Source organism: Paracoccaceae bacterium Fryx2, from assembly GCA_032334235.1.
Taxonomy (GTDB): Bacteria; Pseudomonadota; Alphaproteobacteria; order Rhodobacterales; family Rhodobacteraceae; genus JAVSGI01.
Window position 1 is genome coordinate 99,167 of the sequence record JAVSGI010000001.1, and the last position, 19,014, is coordinate 118,180.

Below are 19,014 nucleotides of genomic sequence, written 5' to 3' on the forward strand. Positions count from 1 at the left end.
GGGCACTTCGGGGTTTCAGTGACACCCAGCTTACGCCGGCCCCGCCGCAGCCGTCCAGCATCACGCAGCGGGGCGGCGCAGAACATCGGGGGTTCAGAGTCGCCCGAGCGGGGGTTCGGAGTCGGCACATCGGGGGTTCAGAGTCGCCCGTTCCTGACGATGGCGCATTTTCCGTTGTGATATCAGCAGGATGGCAAGAAGGCCCCCGCCCTTAACTATTAGATAACACATAGATAACTGAGGCCCGCCTGCAACAGCCCCCGCCGCCCCTGTGGCAGGGCTGCAGAAATTGCGCAGAAAACACAGCAAGATGCGAATCGGGATGCGATAAATCCTTCCATGTGCGCAAAAAGCAGGTACATTGAGGAAAACCGCGCACATGACGCAAGATGCGGTGCCCAAGGTACGGCGAAGGAGGCGGCAATGGCAGCAAGGCCACGGGCAGGCAAGGGCGAGGCCGCCAGACCGGGCAGCGCCCGGAACGCGGCACCCCGCGAGGCGGCGCAGCCGCTGCCGCCCTATTTCAACATCGCCCCCGATGTCGCCCTGGCCGAGCTTGACGCCCCCCTGACCACCGCGGGCTTCGGCACCATCGCCGCCGCCTGCGGCCGCGGGCGCGACGATCTGGCGTCGCGCGGGCTGAACGAGGACGGGCGCAAGTCCTTGCGGCTGTTCTCGACCTGGGAGATCACCCGCTACCTGATCCCGGTGGCCACCGCGCATTTCCGCCGGGTGCTGAAGGCCAACCCCGACCTGCCGCAGGGCATCGCCGAAACCGAGGGCGGGGCGAAGTGGTTCACCCTCGAAGAGGTGCTGCGCCTGCGCGACCATTTCGCGGCGTTGGGGTCGAAGACCAAGGAATACCGCCCCTACCGCCCGGCCGGGCTGCCCGCAAAGATCGTGGCGGTGGCGAACTTCAAGGGCGGGGTCGGCAAGACCTCGACGGCGGCGCATCTGGCGATGTCGGCAGCCCTCGACGGCTACCGGGTGCTGGTGATCGACCTCGACAGCCAGGGCTCGATGACCTCGATCTTCGGCGGCAGGGTGGCCGACGAATGGGGCACGGTGTTCCCGCTGCTGGCGCGGCACTATGCGGGCCACCTGCAGGCCGACAACCGCGCCCGCGCCGCCCGCGGCGAAACACCCCTGCCGCTCGACGACACCCTGTCCGAGGCGCTGAAGCTGCGCAGCGCCGACCTGATCCAGAAGACCCACTGGCCCAACATCGACCTGATCGGCAGCCAGCTGAACCTTTACTGGGCGGAATTCCAGATTCCGGTCTGGCGGATGCAGGGGCGGGGCTGGAAGCTCTGGGATGCGCTGACCGAAACACTGGCGGCCGACGGCATCCTCGATGCCTATGACGTGATCTTTCTCGATACCCCGCCGGCGCTTGGCTATCTCACGATCAACGGTCTGGCGGCAGCCGATATCGTGCTGGTGCCGGTGGGCGCCTCGTTTCTGGAGTTCGACAGCACGGGGCGGTTCTTCGACATGCTGCACGCCACCTTCCGGTCGATCGAGGAGGGCGAGAACATGGCCGCCCGCGCGCTGGGGCGCCCCGAGCTGGCGTTCGAATGGGATGCGGTGCGCCTGCTGATCACCCGCTACGATTCCGCCCAGCAGGCCGAGATGGCCGGGCTGATGCAGGCCCACATGGGCCGCGCCATGACGCCGCAGCGCCAGGATTTCACCGCGCTGATCGGCCAGGCCGGCGAGCAGGTCAACGGCATCTACGAGGCCGATTACCGCGACTTCAACCGCGACACCTACATCCGCGGCCGCGAGACCTTCGATGCCACCTATGCCGCCTTCAAGCGGCTGCTGCTGGGGGTCTGGCGGCGCGAGGAACTGGCGGCGGCCGGCGGGATGGCGGCGAAATGACCGCCCGCAGCCCCTGCACGGCACGGGGGGGAAATGTTTCGCGCGCGAAACATTTCCCGCATCCGTCAGAGGAAGGCGAGGTCGTTCAGGATCGACGCGCTGTCCATCCCCGCCACCGTCACCACCAGCCCGGGCCCGAAGGTCAGCACCAGCCCGGCCTCGGTGTCGGCGCCGAATTCCGCCACCACCTGGGCCCGCGTCAGGCGCGCGTTGTCCCACAGCGCGGGGTCAAGCCGCAGGGTGTCGATGTCGTCCTCGAAATCGGTGATCCGGTCCCGGCCGCCTTTGGCCTCGAACACGAAGCTGTCCGCCCCCACACCGCCGGTCAGCACGTCGGCGCCGCGCCCGCCGATCAGCTCGTCGCGCCCGCCACCGCCCAGCAGGGTGTCGGCCCCGTCCATCCCCAGCAGGATGTCGCGCCCCGCGCCGCCGATCAGCCGGTCATTGCCGGTCCAGCCTTCCAGGAAATCCGCCCCGCCCTGCCCTTTCAGGATGTCGTTGCCTTCGGCCCCGAAGATGCCGTTGTTTTCGCCATTGCCGGTGATGCGGAAATCCGCCGCCCCCTGGGTCTGGAAATGATGCACCCCGGCGGCCAGCGTCAGCGTGGCGACAAACCCGGCGGGGCCGGCCACGGTCACCCCGTCGAGCAGCACGCGGGCCGTGCCGCCCACCGCCGGGTCGTTGACCACGACCGTGTCACCCGCCACCGCCACGTTCAGCGCCGACGCCAGATCGTCGTAAGAGGCCTGCAGCACCAGCCCGCCGACATCGGCATCGAAGCGGAACAGGTCCACCGCCGTGACCGGCGGCTCGGCCAGCCCGCCCAGACTGCCCGGCACGGGATCGCCCCGGAACAGCGGGTCGGCCAGGTCGGCATTGAAGAGGCTAGAAAGTGTCATCGCCCGGATCCTTTCGGTTTTTCCTGCCCCGAGTCTAGGCTTCCGCTCCGGTGCCCGGAATGTTCCAGATCAAGCATCGCCGCGTCAGGGGCAGGGCGGGGCACAATGAAATCAGCAGGTTGCGGTGGAAATGTTTCGCGCGCGAAACATCCGGTCGCCGGAAAGGAGCCTCCATGGCCAAGCGCAGACGCCTGACCCCGGCGCGCGACGACTATTTCGACGGCCCGGCCCCCGAAACCAAGGCGATGTATCCGCTCGGCGTCGCCCCGGCGCCGATTGCCCGCGTCACCGGCGATGCCGCCGCCACCGCCGCCCTGCGCGAGGTGACGGCCGAACTGACGGCGGCGCGCAGCGAGGGGCGCATGGTGCTGCGGCTGGACCTCGCCGCGATCGAGGAGGCCTGGCTGGTGCGCGACCGGCTGGGCAACGATGCGGAGGAGCTGGAAAGCCTGATGGCCAGCCTGCGCAGCCACGGCCAGCGCACCCCGATCGAGGTGGCCGACCTTGGCGGCGGGCGCTATGGCCTGATCTCGGGCTGGCGGCGGCTGACCGCGCTGCGGCAATTGCTGGCCGAGACCGGCGAGCCGCGCTTTGCCACAGTGCTGGCGCTGGCGCGCCTCCATGCCTCGTCGGAAGACGCCTATGTCGCGATGGTCGAGGAAAACGAGATCCGGCTGGGGCTTTCCTACTGGGAACGGGCGCGGATCGCGGCGAAGGCGGTCGAGGCGGGGATATTCGGCTCGGAAAAAATCGCGCTGCAGCGGCTGTTCGCGGCCGCCAGCCGGTCGAAACGCTCCAAGATCGGGACGTTTTTAGGTCTCTATCACGGCCTCCGGGGACTGTTGCGCTTTCCCGCAGCCCTGCCCGAACGGCTGGGCCTGGCCTTGGCGCGCGGGCTGGATGAGGATGCGGCCCTTGCCCCGCGCCTTGCGATTGCGCTGCGCGACAGCCCCCCGGCCAGCGCCGAGGCGGAACAGGCGGTCCTGGCGGCGCTGCTGGCGCGCAGGCCTGACCCGGGGGCGGTTCCCGACCTCCAGTCCGTGCCCGATCCCGTGGGCAACCCTGGGGTGAACCCCGAATCTGGCCCCGAATCTGGCCCCGAGTTCCCACCCCCAGTCCTGGCCTGCCCCCGTGCGCAGCGATGCCGGGGGGAGGGCGCAGCCCGATGCCGAGGGCGAGGAAATCCGCCCCGGCCTGTTTCTCAGCACGCGCGGCGGGCGGCTGACCCTGTCGGGGCCGGCCCTTGACCCCGGTCTGCGGGTGCGGCTGGCGCAATGGCTGAAGACCGACGCGGTGTGAAAAGCGGCTCTGAACGCCGCAACAGAGACGGTTTTCTGCCCGACGCCCAGTTCGCGGAAGGCGTCGTTCAGGATGTTCACCCGGTGGCCCGCGCTGAGAAACAGGTTGCGGTGCTGCGTCTCTATCGTGCCATTCAGCGTGATCGCGCCGGTGGAGCGGACCCAGGCGATGTTCTCGCCCGAGGTCCAGCTGCGCCGGTGAAGGCATAGCCCGCATCCTCCATCCGGTCATGCGGGGCGCTGCCGCCGGCCCCGGTATGGCTGAAGATGTCCTGGTCCAGCATCCATTGCGCATGTGCCTCGGCGGCCTGATGCAGCAGCGCGTTCGGGGCCAGCACCTGGCGTGCCTCGGGGCCCAGCTGGCCGGGGCTCAGGCCCTGGTTCAGGTCTGTCCCGAAGCGCCGGGCCTCGGCCAGCGGGTCGAGCCGGGCGCGGTTGACGAGTTCGATCAGAAGCTGTTCGGCAGCGGTGATCTCGGGCATGGCCTGTTTTCCCTGCGATGCGGTTGCGGGCGATGATCGGGCGGCAACCCGGGCCCCGGTCAAGAGGGGCGGGTTCCCGCCCGGTCAGATGATGTCGATGAAGTTTGCAAGCTGGTGCAGCGTGGTCACACCGTCGAGGATCAGCCGGTCGCCGTCGCCGAAGTCGAACACCACCCTGTCGCCCGAAACCTCGGCAAAGGCCGCCACCACCGCGGCGGCGGTCAGGGGGCCGTCCCACAGGTCGGCGCCGAGGTGCAGCCGGTCGCCCTGTCGGTGGCCGAAGTCGGTGATCCGGTCGCGCCCGTCGCCGAGCCCGAACACGAAGCTGTCCGCCCCCGGGCCGCCCGTCAGCAGATCCCTGCCGGTGCCGCCGCCCAGGGTGTCGTTGCCCTCGCCGCCCAGAAGAACGTCGTCGCCCGCCCCGCCCGCGATCCGGTCCTGCCCCCCCCGCCCGCCGCCCGGTCGTTTCCGCTTCCGCCGTCGATCCGGTCATTGCCCCCTCCGCCCTTGAGGGTGTCGGCACCGCTGCCGCCGTTCAGCGTATCCGCGCCCGCCGCCCCGAAGATCAGGTCGTCGCCGGTATCGCCGAACATCCGGTCGTTGCCGCCCGCCCCCCGCAGCGTGTCATCGCCCCCGAGCCCGTCCAGAATGTCGGCCCTGGCCGTGCCGCGCAGCAGGTCGGGGCCGGCCGTGCCGGTCGTGGCCCCGCTGGGGCTTTCGGCCAGCAGCACCGGCGCATAGCGCGACAGGCCCAGCAGGCCCGCGCTGGTGAAGAAGCCCGGCAGGATCGGCGTGCCGTCGGCGCTGATCAGGGTGATGACGGTCCCGCCGAACTGCAACCAGGCGCCGGTGGCGGTGGCGGTGATCTGCAGTTGCCCCACGCTGTGCAGCATCGGCATCAGCGTCAGGTCGAGCCGGTCCACCCCGGGCTGGAAATCGGTGATGACATTGGCCTGGCCGTTGGCCGGGATCACGAAGATGTCGGCCCCCTCGCCGCCCGACAGGCGCGCAGCCCCGGCCCCGCCCACCAGGATGTCGTCGCCCGCCCCGCCGGTCAGGGCGGCGGCCCCGCTGCCGGTCGCCATCAGCAGGTCGTTCCGCGCCGTGCCGCCGATCCTTGCCGCAGCACTGGCCAGCGACACCCCGAAGCTCCCTAGGTCGAGGTCGAACTGCGTCAGCCCGGCCTCGCCTTCGCCCGCGGCAAAGACCAGCACCCGGTTGCCCACCACCGCCGCAGCCAGCGCCGTGACATTGGTCAGCGTGGTCGCCAGCGTGTCCGCGATGCTGGAAAGGTGGATCAGCCGGCCGTCCGGCAGCAGGGTGAACAGGCTGATCCCGTCATCCGCCCCGCCGGCCAGCACGAACGCCCGCTCGCCGATCTGGAAGCTGGTCAGGGCGGTGACCGACTGGAACCGGGTGTCCAGCCCGTCGATCACATGGTCGACCGGCAGCAGCCGCCCCTCGGGCGTCAGCCGCGCCACCGACAGCGACGAGCTGCCGGTGCCCGCCATGATCACGTAGCTCGCCCCGTGCAGCGTGACACCCGCCACCGCGCCGGGCCGCGACAGGCCGATGCCGCTGGCGCTGTCGAGCACGTCGGTCTCGACCAGGGTGCCGTTGGCCTGCAGGCTGTAGGCCGTCACCCGGTCGCCAAGGGTGGATGCCGCGATCAGGAAGGACCGGGCGCCGACATCGAGGGTGATCAGGCTTTCGGCGGCGCAGCCGCTGCCGCCCGTGCCGGTGCCGGCCGCCGCCATCTGGCGCAGGTCGCCCGCCGCGGTCAGCTCGTAGCTGACCGGCCGGTCGCTGCCCGGCCGGCTGGCATAGACGAAGGTGTGCCCGCCGATCGACTGGCTGGCGGTTGCCAGCAGGTCGGGGGCGGGCCTCTCGCCATCGGCAAAGGTCACGCGCCCGCCGAACCGGCCATCGCCCGTCAGCCCGACGCCAAGGCCCGCGCCGTTCTGCAGCCCGACCGGCAGGATGACGCTGCCCGCCGCCCCGGTCAGCATCCCGATCTGCGGCACGGCCAGATGGCCCAGCCCCGGCTGGTGGGCCTGCGTGCCCAGCAGGCCCGCCGCCCCGTCGCCGGCCAGATCGAACACGCTCAGCCCGCCGTCGGGGCGGGTCATGGCATAAAGCCGCGGCTGCCCGCCGATCCAGGCGATGCCGAGATCGGTTATGCCGGTGACAAACTGCTCGATTGCGGCCACGAACGTGGCCACATGCCTGAAAAGACCCATTCCACGTTCCCCGCACACCCCTGTGCGCGGCCGAGACTGGGGCAGAAGGTTTAACGCGGGTTAAGGCGAATGCGGCCGAAACGGGGCGTTTGGCAACAATCCAAGGCAACCCCCCCCGCGGCCCCGGCGGCACCCTTCCGGCGGCAGCCCGGCGACGGATCGCCGATTGACAAGGGGCGGGGCCTGATGTCCTTTCTGCGCAGCAGATTTTGGTCACGGAAAGGATCAACACCATGGCAGATCAGATCGCCGAAGACGCCACCGACACGGCAGACGCGAAATCGGACGCGGGCAAGGTCGCACGCCTTCTGGTGCGCGCCCTGTGGCAGGTCGAATGGAGCGCGGCCAACCCCGACGCCAAGCCCGGCGCCCGCAAGGCAGCCTGGCAGGAGGTGCGCGAAAGCCGCGCCGAACACATCAAGACCGCCCGCAAGGCCCTGCGCATCCTGGAACGGCGCGGCGTGACGCTGACCGTCGCCCCCGGCACGGACGTGGACGCCGACGAGGAGTGAGCGGCACGGCCTGATCCGGGCCGGGCCAGGACGTTACCGCTCTGCGACCCCTGTCGTCGGGGCGGTAACCTCGGTCATTTCGGCCGGGTCAGCAGGCTGACCAGTTTTCCCGCGACCCCTGCCGGGGTTGCCGCCATCTGTTCGGCAATGCGCAGGATCTCCTTGCGGCCGGGTTCTGCAATCGGTTCGGCAGGCTCGTCCGGCATCGTGTCGGGGAACACCACGCCGTAAGTTTGGCGCAGCCGCGCGTTGTGGTCGGCAAAGCGCGCCAGCAATTCGCCGCGCAACCGCGAGCCCAGGGCATGGCGTCTGGTGTCCGGGCCAAGGGCCTTCTCGATCCGCCGCCAGTCATGCCTGATATCCAGACGGTTCATCGCCGCCATGATCGCCGCACAGGTCATGCTGGGGCTGACATTGCGGCTTTTCGGGTCGGGGCGCAGCGGAATGCCGGTGGCCGCCGCAAAGCTTTCGACGATCCCCGCGCCGAGCGAGGCCTCGAACCCCAGCGCCGTCACCGACGCGACCTCGGCCCAGGCGTCCAGCGTGTCCATGTAGGTCATGTGCCGGATGATCTTGGGTTCCGTGATGAAGTCGGTGATGTGCTTCGTCGTGTTGGCGCTTTTTGCGTACTGGTTCCACAGCGACTCGATGAAAGAGTCCTGTCGGCGCAGGACGCAGATCACCCTGATGTCGAAATCGGGTTGGAAAGCCGTCATCTGGGCAAGCAGGCCGCTCCGTCGCACCGCAGGACTGGAAAGCCCCTCGCCGCTCAGCACCAGCGTGTCGCAGCCCGAGCGGTCGAATTCGCGCAAGAGCAGGTCCCGCTCTGCCGTGAAGGCGTCGCCGCCCTTCAGCAAGGCGGCGAACAGGCTGTTGTGCTTGGGATGCTCCGGATGGGGTGGCCGGTCGGTTGCCGGATAGCAGAAGCCCTTCGCCGCAAGCCCCGCACGGTTCTGCGCCATCAGGGCCTGCAGGGTGGTGGTCGCGGTCTTGTGGGTGCCGACATGCAGCAGAAGCGTCTTCTTCGTCATGATCGCCCTCGTCCTCTCATCCGGCACATCCGGTCAGATCGTCCAGCCCAGTTCGCGCCCGCGCGTCACATAGGCTTCGGCGTTGATCCTGGCATACAAATCCTCGGCCCGGTCGGACCAGAGGGCTTCGCGGTCGATCTCCAGCCCGGTGGCCTTGGTCTTGGTTTCGGCGTTCCTGGTCAGGTCCAGCGCCTCGGCGGCCTGTTCGGGCCCGATGCCGAAGCGGGCGGCCAGATCGGCGGCGCCTTGCGGGTTTTTCAGAAGGTCCTCGAAGTTCAGCATGTGGAACTGATCGGTCTGGAACCGGCCGCACAGCGGTTCGTTGCGCAGCAGCGTGAGCGCCAGCATCTGCGAGAACACCGCCATGTGGCCTTCGCCATGCCGTTCGAGATAGGCGCAGAAGGCGTCGCGGTCATCGGGGATCTGGTCGCGCGCCATCCACTTCAGGTCTTCGCGACGAAAGCGGAAATCGACGAATTCCGCCATCAGGGTTTTTCTGGGATGGCGATAGGCGCAGACGAAGAAGAAATCCGGGAACAGCCACGCCATCAGCGGCACCGGGAAATGCCCGAATGCCAGATCGAGGTCGTTCATCTCGCGCAGCGTCTTCATGAAGGGCTGCCGCTCCATCGCCCGCGAGGGAAAGCGGGCATTGGTCTCCATGTCCAGCTTGGCGGTGTTGAGGAACCTCTTCTGATTGATGTGCATCCCGGTGTTGTTGAACCCCAGGCGCGCAATGAAATCGGCGAGGAAGTAGGTTCCGGCCTTGGGGATCGTGTAGATGTAAACCTTCATCGGATCAGATCTTTTCCAGCTGTTCTTGGGGCTTGGCCGCAGGGGTTGGCGCGCCGCCGGGCACGGCGGGCAGGGCAGGGGACAGGGCGGGGGCGGCCGTGCCGGGTTGCGCCGGGGCCGCCGCGGGCCCGAAGGTTCCGGCCCACCAGGCCGGGTCGCGGTAGGTGGCGATGCCTGCGGCCCAGGCCTCGCCCGCGGCCGTGCGGCCCGAGCGGTAGCGCAGCGTCAGCAGGGCCGCGCGCAGCATCATCGACCACATCCGCCCCCGGCGCGGCACGAAGCGCAGATGGTAGCTGCGCGGCCCGTTGGTCAGCACATAGCCGCGCCCGGCGGTGTTGCCCGGATGGGCATCGGCATCCAGCAGCATGGCCGTGCCGCGGCGCAGCGGCCCCAGCCCGGTGCGCAGCATCGAGACCAGCTGGGCGATTGCCAGCCCGCGCATCGAGGTCGGCCGGGGCTTGCCCTGGGACAGCGGGCGCTGCTTCCAGCTTGCATCCAGCCTTTCGGGCGCGTGCTGTCTGGCCAGCGCCATGATGCCCTTGTGGATCTCTTCGGGGTCGCTGCCGAACAGCCGGTCGGGGCCCGTCAGGAAATCGGTCACCGCCCGCATCCGCAGTTCGGCCGACATGTAGTTGTGCGTCAGGATCGCGGTGGTGATCAGCCCGGTCACATGCGCCAGCGACAGCTGCTGCACCTTGTCGCCATAGGTGGCGCCGAAGATCAGCCGGTTGCGCAGGTCGTAATAATCCTGCCAGCCCGAAGGCTTGGCATAGAACGGCTCGTGCCAGACGCCGATGCCGGGCAGGGTTACCGTCGGCACGCCCGCCCGCGCCAGCCGCTGGCCATATTCGAAATCGTCGCCGCGGATGAAGACCGGGGCGGGCAGCGCCAGCTTGCGCGCCTGTTCCACCGGCAGGATGCAGAACCACCAGGCGTTGTAGTCGGTCCTGACCGGGGTGTTGAAGTGCCACAGCTGCGCGGTGTCGGCCAGATCGACGTTGTGGCAATAGGGGTGGATGGTGTTGTCGTTGCGCAGGAAGGCGCCGCCCTCGTACATGACGGTGGGGCGCAGGCTGTCAAGCATCCCCGCGCCAAGGGCGATGTCGCGGTCGGCATAGTCGAGAAAGCGCAGGGCGCGCAGGATCATCCGTTCGTCCAGCACGATGTCGTCATCCATCATCAGGTGATGGCTGGCCGGGGCAGGGGCCGCCAGTTCCTCGGCCAGGCTGCGGGTGAAGCCGCCGCAGCCGCCCAGGTTGCGCTGCGCGATGGCGTGGATCTTGGGGGCCTCCAGCAGGCCGAGGATCGCCGGGGACTGGAACGGCGCCCCCTGGTTGATGACATGCACCGCGCGGATGGCGTCGCTGCCCGCGGCCAGCCGGGCCACGAGGCCCAGCGTGCGGGCAAAATACGCCTCCTGGTTGAAGGTGCACAGCCCGATCGACAGGGTGGCCTGGCGTTGGGGGGCCTCTTCGGTGACGAAGTCGATCGAATGCACCTCGGACGACCGTTTCGCCTCGACCTCGACGAACAGCCGGCTGGTCGGCTCGCCGCCGAACAGCGTGGTGTCAAGGCTGGTGGGGCGGAACCGGATCAGGTGGCGGTGCAGGCCGGGGGTCTGCAGGTCGTATTCGCACAGCAGCACCACCCCGCGGCCGATATCCTCGAACACCCGCACCTTGCCCCGGCCGCGGAACCCCACGACGACCGCGATATCCTTGACCGCGGTGAAGGCCTGCCAGTAGGCGCGGTAGAACGACCCGAAGAAGGTGTCGGTAGACAGGATGTCGCCTGCTTCAAGCCCGACATGGCTTTCCCCGTCTGCGGCCGTTCTGGGGGCCACGGCGCGCGACATCCTGGGGGTGCGCACCCGCAGATAAAGTGCTTCGGCAGACCGGGCGTGGGCAGCAGGGTCGTCTGAAGGATATGCATCAATGGGGGACCATGGGGTAAGAGAGGGCGAACGCCGGATCATGCCGGTTCTCGTTAGCCCGTGGCCACCGTGGTTTCAACCCCGCAGCGCCCCGCCCTGCGCCGCCGCAGGGGCCGTTCTGCCGGTCTGCCAGGCAACTTTCCGGCACATGCCCGCCTTGTGACCGCGATCAGCCCCCGGCCGCCGCAGGGTCATGCCCGGCCGGCATCGGGCGCTTGCCCGGCGGCGCCGGGCGACAGCGCACCAGCCGCGCCAGCCCGGAAAGGCGGTGCGGGCGCAGGCGGGTTTCGGCCAGCGGGGCCGGGTCGCAGGCCGGGTCGGGGTGCCGCCGGGAAGGCCGCATCCGGGGTGCAATCTGTCCGGCAGCAAAGCCCCGGAACGTCCGCGGGGTCAAGCACGCCGCCCTTCCGCCCCCCGGGCCGGACCCCGGACCCGAACGCTTTCGGCCGTTTCCGGGGCCGGGACGCGGGCGGTCCTTGCGCTGCGGCTGCGGATTGCGGCGGCGTGCCGGAGGCTGCGTCCAGGGGGGCAGAATAGTTAAAGAAATTTCTTGAGATTCTTTGTTCATCCTATCTAATGGCTACAATTTGGGCGCTTCGGGAGTCGGGAGCGGGAAGCTCCCCTTTTGAAGGGCCGGTCGGTTTTTATGGCAGGGCGGCGCGCCGTTTCTCTGCATTGGATATGTCCATGAGATCACGGGTTTCTCTGGCGGCGACATGCAGTGCAGCATTCCTGTGCATGGCCAGTTGCGCGCAGGGCGGACTTTCTGCCCTCGGGGCCAATGTGCCGCAATTGCCGGACGGGGTCGGCGCTGCCCCTCCCGTTTCGGGAAAGAGCGAGGAAAGACAGATGCGGGAACCGGCTCCGATTCAGAATTCGCGCCAGACGGGTTCCGTCACCGGAGTGCGCATCACCGAGGGCAATGCCGTGGATTGCCCGCAGATCCGCGATGACAGCGGCAAGGTCCACACGGTTTCCTACCTTTCGCCCGGGGTGGCGATCGGTGACAGGGTCAAGGTCAGCGGCTTTTACGCCATCACGACGCGCTGCCTCGGCACTGTTCTTGTGGTTGAAGAAGAAAGCATTCCCCAGGACTGAGCACCGGGTTTTCGGTGCGGCATGATTTCAAACGGCAAACCCATAAGAGGACAGTGTCATGGCACTCCCGACCGATCCGCTCCTTGCCCAGCAATGGCATCTGAACAATCCGACCGCGGGTCTTCTGGACCTGAACGTATTCGGCGTGTGGAATCCGACCGAAGGCCCGGCCTATACCGGGGCGGGCACCCGGGTCGTGGTGATCGACGACGGCTTCGACTACAACCACACCGATCTCGCCCCGAACTATGACCAGGGCCTCGATTTCGATTTCGAGTTCAACACCCTCGACCCCTTCGGCGCCTCGTCGGATGCCCATGGCACGGCGGTGTCGGGCATCATCGGCGCCGCGGCGAACGGCTCGGGCGTGGTCGGCGTGGCCTACGGCGCGTCTCTGGTGGGCTATCGCACGGCGGGCTTCATCACCGATGCCTGGCTGCAGGACATCCGCGATGCGATCCACCATGCGGCGGTCAGCGCGCAGGGCGATGTGGCCAACATCAGCCAGGGCATCGCCAACGATTCCGCCAGCGAATTCGGCTTCGGCTACGACCCCCTGCGCTTCGACGAGATCGAGGCCTCGATCGGCGATGCGGTCAACCTCGGCCGCGGCGGCCTTGGCATGACCATCGTGAAATCGGCCGGCAACTCGCGCGGCAGCCAGTATGACGTGAACTCGGACGACTGGACCAACGACACCCGGCAGGTGGTGGTGGCCGCCGTAGACCAGAACGGGTTCGTGTCGTCCTATTCCAGCTATGGCGCGGCCAACCTGGTGTCGGGCTTCGGCACGCCGGGACAGGTGCTGACCACCGACCGCTCCGGCTCGGCGGGCTACAACAGCACCGACTTCACCTCGTCGTTCAACGGCACCTCGGCGGCGGCACCCATGGTGACCGGCGTGGTGTCGCTGATGTATGACGCCAACGCCGGGCTGGGCTGGCGCGACGTGCAGACCATTCTGGGCGTATCGGCGCGCCACGTCGGCAGCGATGTCGGCGCAGGGCCCGCCGGGGCGGAACTGTTCACCTGGGGCTGGAACGCGGCCGGCACCTGGAACGGCGGCGGCCAGCATTTCAGCAACGACTACGGCTATGGCCTGGTCGATGCGCTGGCGGCGGTGCGGCTGGCGGAAACCTGGCTGCTGACCGGCACGGCGGCGGCGACCACCGCCAACCAGTTCACCAACACCATGGATGTGCTCAACGTCGCGACCGTCATCCCCGATGGCAACCTGACCGGCCTGACCTTCACCGGCACGGCCGGCTTTGACGACATCGTGGAGCGCGTGACGGTGCAGGTCACCTTCTCGACCACCTTCCTCGCCGACATGGAGATCTACCTGACCTCGCCCGACGGCACCGTCAGCCGGCTGATCGCCGATCAGGCGGGCGGCGCCGATTACGACGGCACCTGGACCTTCGAGAGCCAGGCCTTCCGCGGCGAACGGGCGGGGGGGGTGTGGTCGGTGCGCATCGTCGACGATGCCGGGGGCGACGTGCTGACCGTCACGGATGTCGTGATCCGCACCTTCGGCGCGGCCACATCCGATGACCGCTACATCTACACCAACGAATATTCCGACTATGACGGCGTCGGTGGCCATGTCACCGCGGTGTCCGACAGCAACGGCGGCACCGACACGGTCAACGCCTCGGCGGTCAGCTCGAACTCGACCATCCGGCTTGATGGCGTGGCCGGGGCGATCGACGGCGTGCTGACCACCTTCGCCAACATCGAGAACGCCATCGGCGGCGACGGCAACGACACCATCGTCGGCAGCAGCGGCGCGAACCAGCTCTTCGGGATGCGCGGCGCGGACTCGATGACCGGCGGCATCGGCGTCGACACGATGTATGGCGGCACGGGCAACGACACGCTGAACGGCGGGTCGGGCACCGACGAGCTTTACGGCGACGATGGCAACGACACCTTCCAGCACACCGGCGGCGATTTCGGGGCCAACACCTATGGCGGCGCCGGCATCGACACGCTGGACCTCGGCGGCTGGACCAACTCTGCCATCGCGTTCGACGTGAACCTGACGGCGCAGACCTACCAGTTCCTGCCCAACAACTTCGGGGTCGACGGCACCTATGTCCTGCAAGGCGTCGAAAACGTGGTCGGGTCGAACTACAACGACGTGATCACCGGCGACGGGGCCAACAACACCCTGTCGGGCAACGACGGCAATGACAGCATCCGGGGCGAAAGCGGCATCGACGTGCTGACCGGCGGCGCGGGCAACGACACGCTGAACGGCGGCCTGTTCAAGGACACGAGCTACGGCGGTGACGGCGACGACACCTTCCAGATCACCGGCACCGACATCGCGGACGATGTCTATGGCGGGGCAGGGACCGACACGCTGGATGTCAGCGGCTACAACGTGTTCGGCTTTGTCGTCAACCTGGCGACCGGAACCTACGACTATCCTCCGGGCTTCGGCGGGCCGTTCGTGATCCAGGACGTCGAGAACGTGATCGGCTCGAACCAGGCCGACATCATCACCGGCAACGCGGCAAACAACGTCCTGACGGGCGGGGGCGGTGTTGACACCGTGCTGGGCGGGGCCGGCAACGATACCATCCGGTCGGGTGGCGACGGCGCCTATTACGGCGAAGCCGGTGACGATCTGATGTTCGCCGGACTCACGTCCTTTTCCGAGACGATCGATGGCGGTGACGGGACCGACACCCTCGACACCACCAGCTTTGGCTCCGGTCTCTACACCATCAACATGATCACCGGGGCCACCAACTACGCCGAGTCCTTCCTGAACTTCGAGAACCTGATCACCGGCGCGACCAATGACAGCGTGATCGGCACGGGGGGCGCCAACAGCATCACGACGGGCGACGGCGCCGACACGATCTTCGGCGGCGCGGGCAACGACACCCTGGTCGGCGGTGCCGGCAATGACCTGCTGGATGCCGGCACCGGGTCCGATGCGATGGCGGGCGGCCTGGGCGACGACACCTACGTGACCGACGGCGGCGACTCGATCTGGGAAGCGGCGGGGGCGGGCACCGACACCGTGCGCAGTTCCGTCAGCTACACGCTGACCGCCAACGTCGAGAACCTGACGCTGCTGGGTGCCGCCGCGATCAACGGCGCGGGCAACGCGCTGAACAACGTGCTGCAGGGCAACGCGGCCAACAACACCCTGAACGGCGGCACCGGGTCCGACACGCTGGCGGGCGGCGCGGGCGACGACACCTACGTGACCGACGGCGGCGACACGATCTGGGAAGCGGCGGGGGCGGGCACCGACACCGTGCGCAGCTCCGTCAGCTACACGCTGACCGCCAACGTCGAGAACCTGACGCTGCTGGGTGCCGCCGCGATCAACGGCGCGGGCAACGCGCTGAACAACGTGCTGCAGGGCAATGCGGCCGGCAACATCCTTTACAGCAATGGCGGCAACGACACGATGGCGGGTGCTGCGGGCGACGACACCTATGTGATCGACGGCGGCGACACGATCTGGGAAGCGGCGGGGGCGGGCACCGACACCGTGCGCAGCTCTGTCAGCTATACGCTGACCGCCAACGTCGAGAACCTGACGCTGACCGGGGCTGCGGCGATCAACGGCGCGGGCAACGCGCTGAACAACGTGCTGCAGGGCAACGCGGCCGGCAACATCCTATACAGCAATGGCGGCAACGACACGATGGCGGGTGCTGCGGGCGACGACACCTATGTGATCGACGGCGGCGACACGATCTGGGAAGGGGCGGGGCAGGGCACCGACACCGTGCGCAGCTCTGTCAGCTACACGCTGACGGCCAACGTCGAGAACCTGATCCTCACCGGGGCGGCGGCGCTCAATGGTGCGGGCAACGCGCTGGCCAACGTGCTGACCGGCAACGCGGCCAACAACATCCTCTACGGCAATGGCGGCAACGACACGCTGACCGGGGGGGCCGGGGCCGACAGCTTCGTGTTCAACACCGGGCTGGGGGCGGGCAACGTCGACCGGATCACCGACTTCTCGGCGGTCGATGACGTGATGCGGCTGGATGACGCGATCTTTGTCGGCCTGGCGCTGGGGGCGCTGTCGCCTCTGGCCTTTGCGGCGAACCTGACCGGGCTTGCCACCGATGCGCTGGACCGGATCATCTACGAGACCGACACCGGCAACCTGTTCTTCGATGCCGATGGTCTGGGGGGCGCGACCGGAGTGCAGTTTGCGGCGCTGAACCCGGGTCTGGCGCTGACCAGCCTCGACTTCGTGGTGTTCTGAGCCCCACGGCCCCGCAGGAAAGGATCAGGGCCCCCGGCGCATCCCCGCCGGGGGCCCTTGCGGTCCGGGGGGCCGGGTTCGGCAGCCTTGCGGGAAATTTTTCTGCGGGGCGGGAATGAAGCGTGTCCCCGGGCGTTCTCGATGCATGGTCGTCAGGACGGCGACCCGATCCCCGGGAGCCCCGTGGCGGCCCCGCGCAACAGGAGAACGATCACATGGCGATCAAGATTGGCAACGGCTCGGCCAACCTCATCAACGGCACCCCCTTTGCGGACACCCTGCGCGGGCTGGACGGCGAGGACACGATCTACGGCTTCGGCGGCAACGATCTGGTGCAGGGCGGCGATGATGACGATCTGCTGTATGGCGGTGACGGCAACGACACGGTCGAGGGCGGCAAGGGCGAAGACCGCGTCTATGGCGGTGCGGGCGACGACGTGCTGCGCGATGAAAGCGGCAACGACGCCTTCTACGGCGGTGCGGGCAACGACGTGATCCATGCGGGCGAAGGCAATGACACGGTCGATGGCGGCACCGGGAAGGACCTGATCTACGGCGGGTCGGGCAATGACCGCATCACCGCCGGCGCAGGCGCCGATACCGTCTACGGCGGCGAGGGCGACGACCTGATGGTCGGCGGCGGCGGCAATGACCAGCTGTTCGGCGGCGAGGGCAACGACACGCTGGATGGCGGTGCCGGGCGCGATGTCATGGTGGGCGGCGAGGGCGACGACCATTTCGACGGCGGTGCGGGCAATGACGTGATGACCGGCGGCGATGGCGGCGACACCTTCGTGTTCTCGGCCGGCAGCGACCGGATCACCGATTTCGAGAATGGCGACGACAAGATCGACCTCGCGCGCTTTGCCGATATCGACACGATGGCCGAAGTGCTGGCGCGCGCCAGCCAGCAGGGCAGCGACGTGGTGCTGACCTTCGGCAGCGACGTGCTGCGGATCGAGGATTTCAGCCTGTCGCAACTGGACGACGACGACTTCATCTTCTGATCGGCCTTCCCGAAACGACCCTGTGCCGCCCGGGCTGTCCTGCCCCGGGCGGCGTGCCGGAACCCGGCATTGAAACCGGGTGGCCCCGCAACAGATCCCGTGACGGATCACGGCCGCACGCCACGCCGGCCGTCCTCAGGAGATTGCCATGTCCTCGACCTTCCGGCGCGATCTTGTCGCCCTCGTCCCCAGGCTGCGGCGCTTTGCCTTCAGCCTTGCGGGCAACCGGCAGGATGCCGACGATCTGGTGCAGGCCGCCTGCGAGAAGGCGCTGCGCAATGCGGCGCAGTTTCGGACGGGCACCCGGATGGACAGCTGGATGTACCGCATCATCCAGACGCTGTGGATCGACGACCGCCGCCGCGCAGCGGTGCGCGGCACCAGAGTGGACCCCGACGACGCGCATCTGAGCGACGAGGGCCGCGCCGCCAGCCTGCCGGAGGCCCGCCTGATGCTGGCTCAGGCCCGCACCGCCATGGCGGCGCTGCCCGAAGGCCAGCGCGCGGTCCTGTCGCTGGTGGCGATCGAGGGGCTGAGCTACAAGGAGACCGCCGAGGTGCTGGACATTCCGGTCGGCACGGTGATGAGCCGCCTGTCGCGGGCCCGCGAGGCGCTGCTGCCCGGGCTGGGGCTTTCGGCGGGGCGGCGGCAATGACCCGGGGGGCTGCGATGGAGCGTGAACGTCTGGCCGCCTTCGTGGACGGCGAACTGTCGCCGGAAGAGGCGGCGGCGGTGGTGATGCATCTGGCCGACCACCCCGAGGACCAGGCGCATGTCGATGACCTGATGGCCGCGACCGAGGTGCTGGCCCTGGCCTTTGCCGCGCCGCTGCACGAACCGGTTCCCGAGGCGATCCGCCGCGCGGTCCTGGGGCCGCCTGCGGACACCGATGCCGCAGCAGCCCGGGTCGTGCCTTTCCGGCAAGGCGGGCCTTTCCGGCAAGGCGGGCCTTTCCGGCGCGGGCCCTTGCGCGGCCGGGCGGTTCTGGCCTGGGTCGCGGCTGCGGGCCTTGCGGCGGCGGTGGCGGTGGTGGCGGTGCTGCCGTCGCGCGGCCCCGGCACGCTGCTGGCGGTGGGGCCGGCCGACAGCGCCCTGGCGGCGGCGCTGTCGGGGCTTGCCTCTGGTCGGCCGCAGCCGGTGGGAAGGGCGTCGGAGCTGATGATCCTGGCCACGCTGCCCGTGCCGGGCGGCTTCTGCCGCGAGGTCGAGGTGATCGACCGGGGCGCGGGCCGCCTTGATCTGGCGCTGGCCTGCCGCCGCGACGGCGCGGGCTGGACGGTGGAGGCCGTGCTGAGCGAGCCGCTGGGCGCCACCGGCACCGCCGACGGTTTCGTGCCCGCGGGCGGGGCCGAGGTGCAGGGGCTGCAACCGCTGCTCGACCGGCTCGGCGCCGGGCCCAGCCTGCCGCCCGCCGCCGAAGCCGAGGCCATGGCCCGCGGCTGGACCCCCTGAGGCGCCGCACCGCAGTCTCGACGCGGTGCCGCTGCCCGCTGCCCGACATCCTGCAAGCGCAACCGGCACGGCAGCCGCGCATCGCGACCGCAGCCCGATCCGGCCCCCCGCCGGGTGCCCCCGCCCGCCACCGGCAG

16 protein-coding genes are annotated in these 19,014 nt (G+C 68.8%); 8 read left to right on the top strand and 8 right to left on the bottom strand.

Going from position 1 to position 19,014, the window contains the following annotated elements; translation table 11 throughout:
- Nucleotides 1-423: 423 nt before the first annotated feature.
- Nucleotides 424-1,884 (top strand): AAA family ATPase, encoded by a 1,461-nt coding sequence (locus tag RNZ50_00505; GenBank protein ID MDT8853534.1) that lies wholly within the window; start codon nucleotides 424-426, stop codon nucleotides 1,882-1,884.
- 65 nt (nucleotides 1,885-1,949) lie between these two features.
- Here the strand turns inward: RNZ50_00505 and RNZ50_00510 are convergent, their stop codons facing one another.
- The gene (locus RNZ50_00510; protein ID MDT8853535.1) at nucleotides 1,950-2,783 is read right to left on the bottom strand and encodes a hypothetical protein; all 834 of its coding nucleotides are present in this window, start codon (nucleotides 2,781-2,783) and stop codon (nucleotides 1,950-1,952) included.
- 173 nt (nucleotides 2,784-2,956) lie between these two features.
- Between RNZ50_00510 and RNZ50_00515 the strand changes: the two genes are divergently transcribed.
- Complete coding sequence (locus RNZ50_00515; protein MDT8853536.1) at nucleotides 2,957-4,030, top strand: ParB N-terminal domain-containing protein; 1,074 nt, start codon at nucleotides 2,957-2,959, stop codon at nucleotides 4,028-4,030.
- A 185-nt stretch (nucleotides 4,031-4,215) separates the two neighbouring features.
- Here RNZ50_00515 and RNZ50_00520 read toward each other — a convergent pair whose 3' ends face one another.
- The 3 genes from RNZ50_00520 to RNZ50_00530 form a co-directional block, all read right to left on the bottom strand.
- Entirely contained in the window at nucleotides 4,216-4,563 is a 348-nt protein-coding gene (locus RNZ50_00520) for a hypothetical protein (GenBank protein MDT8853537.1), read from the bottom strand.
- An 84-nt stretch (nucleotides 4,564-4,647) separates the two neighbouring features.
- Complete coding sequence (locus RNZ50_00525; GenBank protein ID MDT8853538.1) at nucleotides 4,648-4,884, bottom strand: hypothetical protein; 237 nt, start codon at nucleotides 4,882-4,884, stop codon at nucleotides 4,648-4,650.
- Nucleotides 4,885-4,910: 26 nt separating this feature from the next.
- The gene (locus RNZ50_00530) at nucleotides 4,911-6,803 is read right to left on the bottom strand and encodes a hypothetical protein (GenBank protein MDT8853539.1); all 1,893 of its coding nucleotides are present in this window, start codon (nucleotides 6,801-6,803) and stop codon (nucleotides 4,911-4,913) included.
- A gap of 233 nt (nucleotides 6,804-7,036) precedes the next feature.
- Here RNZ50_00530 and RNZ50_00535 point away from each other — a divergent pair, with 233 nt between their 5' ends.
- Complete coding sequence (locus RNZ50_00535; protein ID MDT8853540.1) at nucleotides 7,037-7,315, top strand: hypothetical protein; 279 nt, start codon at nucleotides 7,037-7,039, stop codon at nucleotides 7,313-7,315.
- A 74-nt stretch (nucleotides 7,316-7,389) separates the two neighbouring features.
- On the opposite strand, the gene RNZ50_00540 is transcribed toward RNZ50_00535, so the two are convergent.
- The 4 genes from RNZ50_00540 to RNZ50_00555 all read right to left on the bottom strand — a co-directional run bounded on the left by RNZ50_00540 (nucleotide 7,390) and on the right by RNZ50_00555 (nucleotide 11,468).
- A complete protein-coding gene (locus tag RNZ50_00540; GenBank protein ID MDT8853541.1) occupies nucleotides 7,390-8,346 on the bottom strand; it encodes a hypothetical protein in 957 nt (318 codons plus the stop codon).
- A 33-nt stretch (nucleotides 8,347-8,379) separates the two neighbouring features.
- Nucleotides 8,380-9,141, bottom strand: coding sequence for a sulfotransferase domain-containing protein (locus tag RNZ50_00545; protein MDT8853542.1), 762 nt, complete (start codon nucleotides 9,139-9,141; stop codon nucleotides 8,380-8,382).
- A 4-nt stretch (nucleotides 9,142-9,145) separates the two neighbouring features.
- Nucleotides 9,146-10,984, bottom strand: coding sequence for a glycosyltransferase (locus tag RNZ50_00550; GenBank protein ID MDT8853543.1), 1,839 nt, complete (start codon nucleotides 10,982-10,984; stop codon nucleotides 9,146-9,148).
- 259 nt (nucleotides 10,985-11,243) lie between these two features.
- Nucleotides 11,244-11,468: a hypothetical protein gene (locus RNZ50_00555; GenBank protein ID MDT8853544.1), complete on the bottom strand. Its 225-nt coding sequence runs from the start codon at nucleotides 11,466-11,468 to the stop codon at nucleotides 11,244-11,246.
- Between the two features lie 455 nt (nucleotides 11,469-11,923).
- Between RNZ50_00555 and RNZ50_00560 the strand changes: the two genes are divergently transcribed.
- The 5 genes from RNZ50_00560 to RNZ50_00580 all read left to right on the top strand — a co-directional run bounded on the left by RNZ50_00560 (nucleotide 11,924) and on the right by RNZ50_00580 (nucleotide 18,877).
- On the top strand, nucleotides 11,924-12,172 hold the full coding sequence (locus RNZ50_00560) for a hypothetical protein (GenBank protein MDT8853545.1): 249 nt from the start codon (nucleotides 11,924-11,926) through the stop codon (nucleotides 12,170-12,172).
- A 58-nt stretch (nucleotides 12,173-12,230) separates the two neighbouring features.
- The gene (locus RNZ50_00565; GenBank protein MDT8853546.1) at nucleotides 12,231-16,418 is read left to right on the top strand and encodes a S8 family serine peptidase; all 4,188 of its coding nucleotides are present in this window, start codon (nucleotides 12,231-12,233) and stop codon (nucleotides 16,416-16,418) included.
- Nucleotides 16,419-16,633: 215 nt separating this feature from the next.
- Nucleotides 16,634-17,425 carry a calcium-binding protein gene (locus tag RNZ50_00570; GenBank protein ID MDT8853547.1) on the top strand — a complete coding sequence of 264 codons (792 nt, stop codon included), beginning with the start codon at nucleotides 16,634-16,636 and terminating at the stop codon, nucleotides 17,423-17,425.
- A gap of 148 nt (nucleotides 17,426-17,573) precedes the next feature.
- A complete protein-coding gene (locus RNZ50_00575) occupies nucleotides 17,574-18,080 on the top strand; it encodes an RNA polymerase sigma factor (protein MDT8853548.1) in 507 nt (168 codons plus the stop codon).
- Between the two features lie 14 nt (nucleotides 18,081-18,094).
- Nucleotides 18,095-18,877: a zf-HC2 domain-containing protein gene (locus tag RNZ50_00580; GenBank protein MDT8853549.1), complete on the top strand. Its 783-nt coding sequence runs from the start codon at nucleotides 18,095-18,097 to the stop codon at nucleotides 18,875-18,877.
- Nucleotides 18,878-19,014 lie beyond the last annotated feature (137 nt).

What these genes read in the sequence shown, in the direction of transcription:
- RNZ50_00510 (MDT8853535.1), bottom strand. Translation starts at nt 2,783, where the DNA reads ATGACACTTTCTAGCCTCTTCAATGCCGACCTGGCCGACCCGCTGTTC.
- RNZ50_00565 (MDT8853546.1), top strand. Translation starts at nt 12,231, where the DNA reads ATGGCACTCCCGACCGATCCGCTCCTTGCCCAGCAATGGCATCTGAAC.
- RNZ50_00520 (MDT8853537.1), bottom strand. Translation starts at nt 4,563, where the DNA reads ATGCCCGAGATCACCGCTGCCGAACAGCTTCTGATCGAACTCGTCAAC.
- RNZ50_00560 (MDT8853545.1), top strand. Translation starts at nt 11,924, where the DNA reads ATGCGGGAACCGGCTCCGATTCAGAATTCGCGCCAGACGGGTTCCGTC.
- RNZ50_00580 (MDT8853549.1), top strand. Translation starts at nt 18,095, where the DNA reads ATGGAGCGTGAACGTCTGGCCGCCTTCGTGGACGGCGAACTGTCGCCG.
- RNZ50_00515 (MDT8853536.1), top strand. Translation starts at nt 2,957, where the DNA reads ATGGCCAAGCGCAGACGCCTGACCCCGGCGCGCGACGACTATTTCGAC.
- RNZ50_00570 (MDT8853547.1), top strand. Translation starts at nt 16,634, where the DNA reads ATGGCGATCAAGATTGGCAACGGCTCGGCCAACCTCATCAACGGCACC.
- RNZ50_00540 (MDT8853541.1), bottom strand. Translation starts at nt 8,346, where the DNA reads ATGACGAAGAAGACGCTTCTGCTGCATGTCGGCACCCACAAGACCGCG.
- RNZ50_00535 (MDT8853540.1), top strand. Translation starts at nt 7,037, where the DNA reads ATGGCAGATCAGATCGCCGAAGACGCCACCGACACGGCAGACGCGAAA.
- RNZ50_00530 (MDT8853539.1), bottom strand. Translation starts at nt 6,803, where the DNA reads ATGGGTCTTTTCAGGCATGTGGCCACGTTCGTGGCCGCAATCGAGCAG.
- RNZ50_00545 (MDT8853542.1), bottom strand. Translation starts at nt 9,141, where the DNA reads ATGAAGGTTTACATCTACACGATCCCCAAGGCCGGAACCTACTTCCTC.
- RNZ50_00575 (MDT8853548.1), top strand. Translation starts at nt 17,574, where the DNA reads ATGTCCTCGACCTTCCGGCGCGATCTTGTCGCCCTCGTCCCCAGGCTG.
- RNZ50_00505 (MDT8853534.1), top strand. Translation starts at nt 424, where the DNA reads ATGGCAGCAAGGCCACGGGCAGGCAAGGGCGAGGCCGCCAGACCGGGC.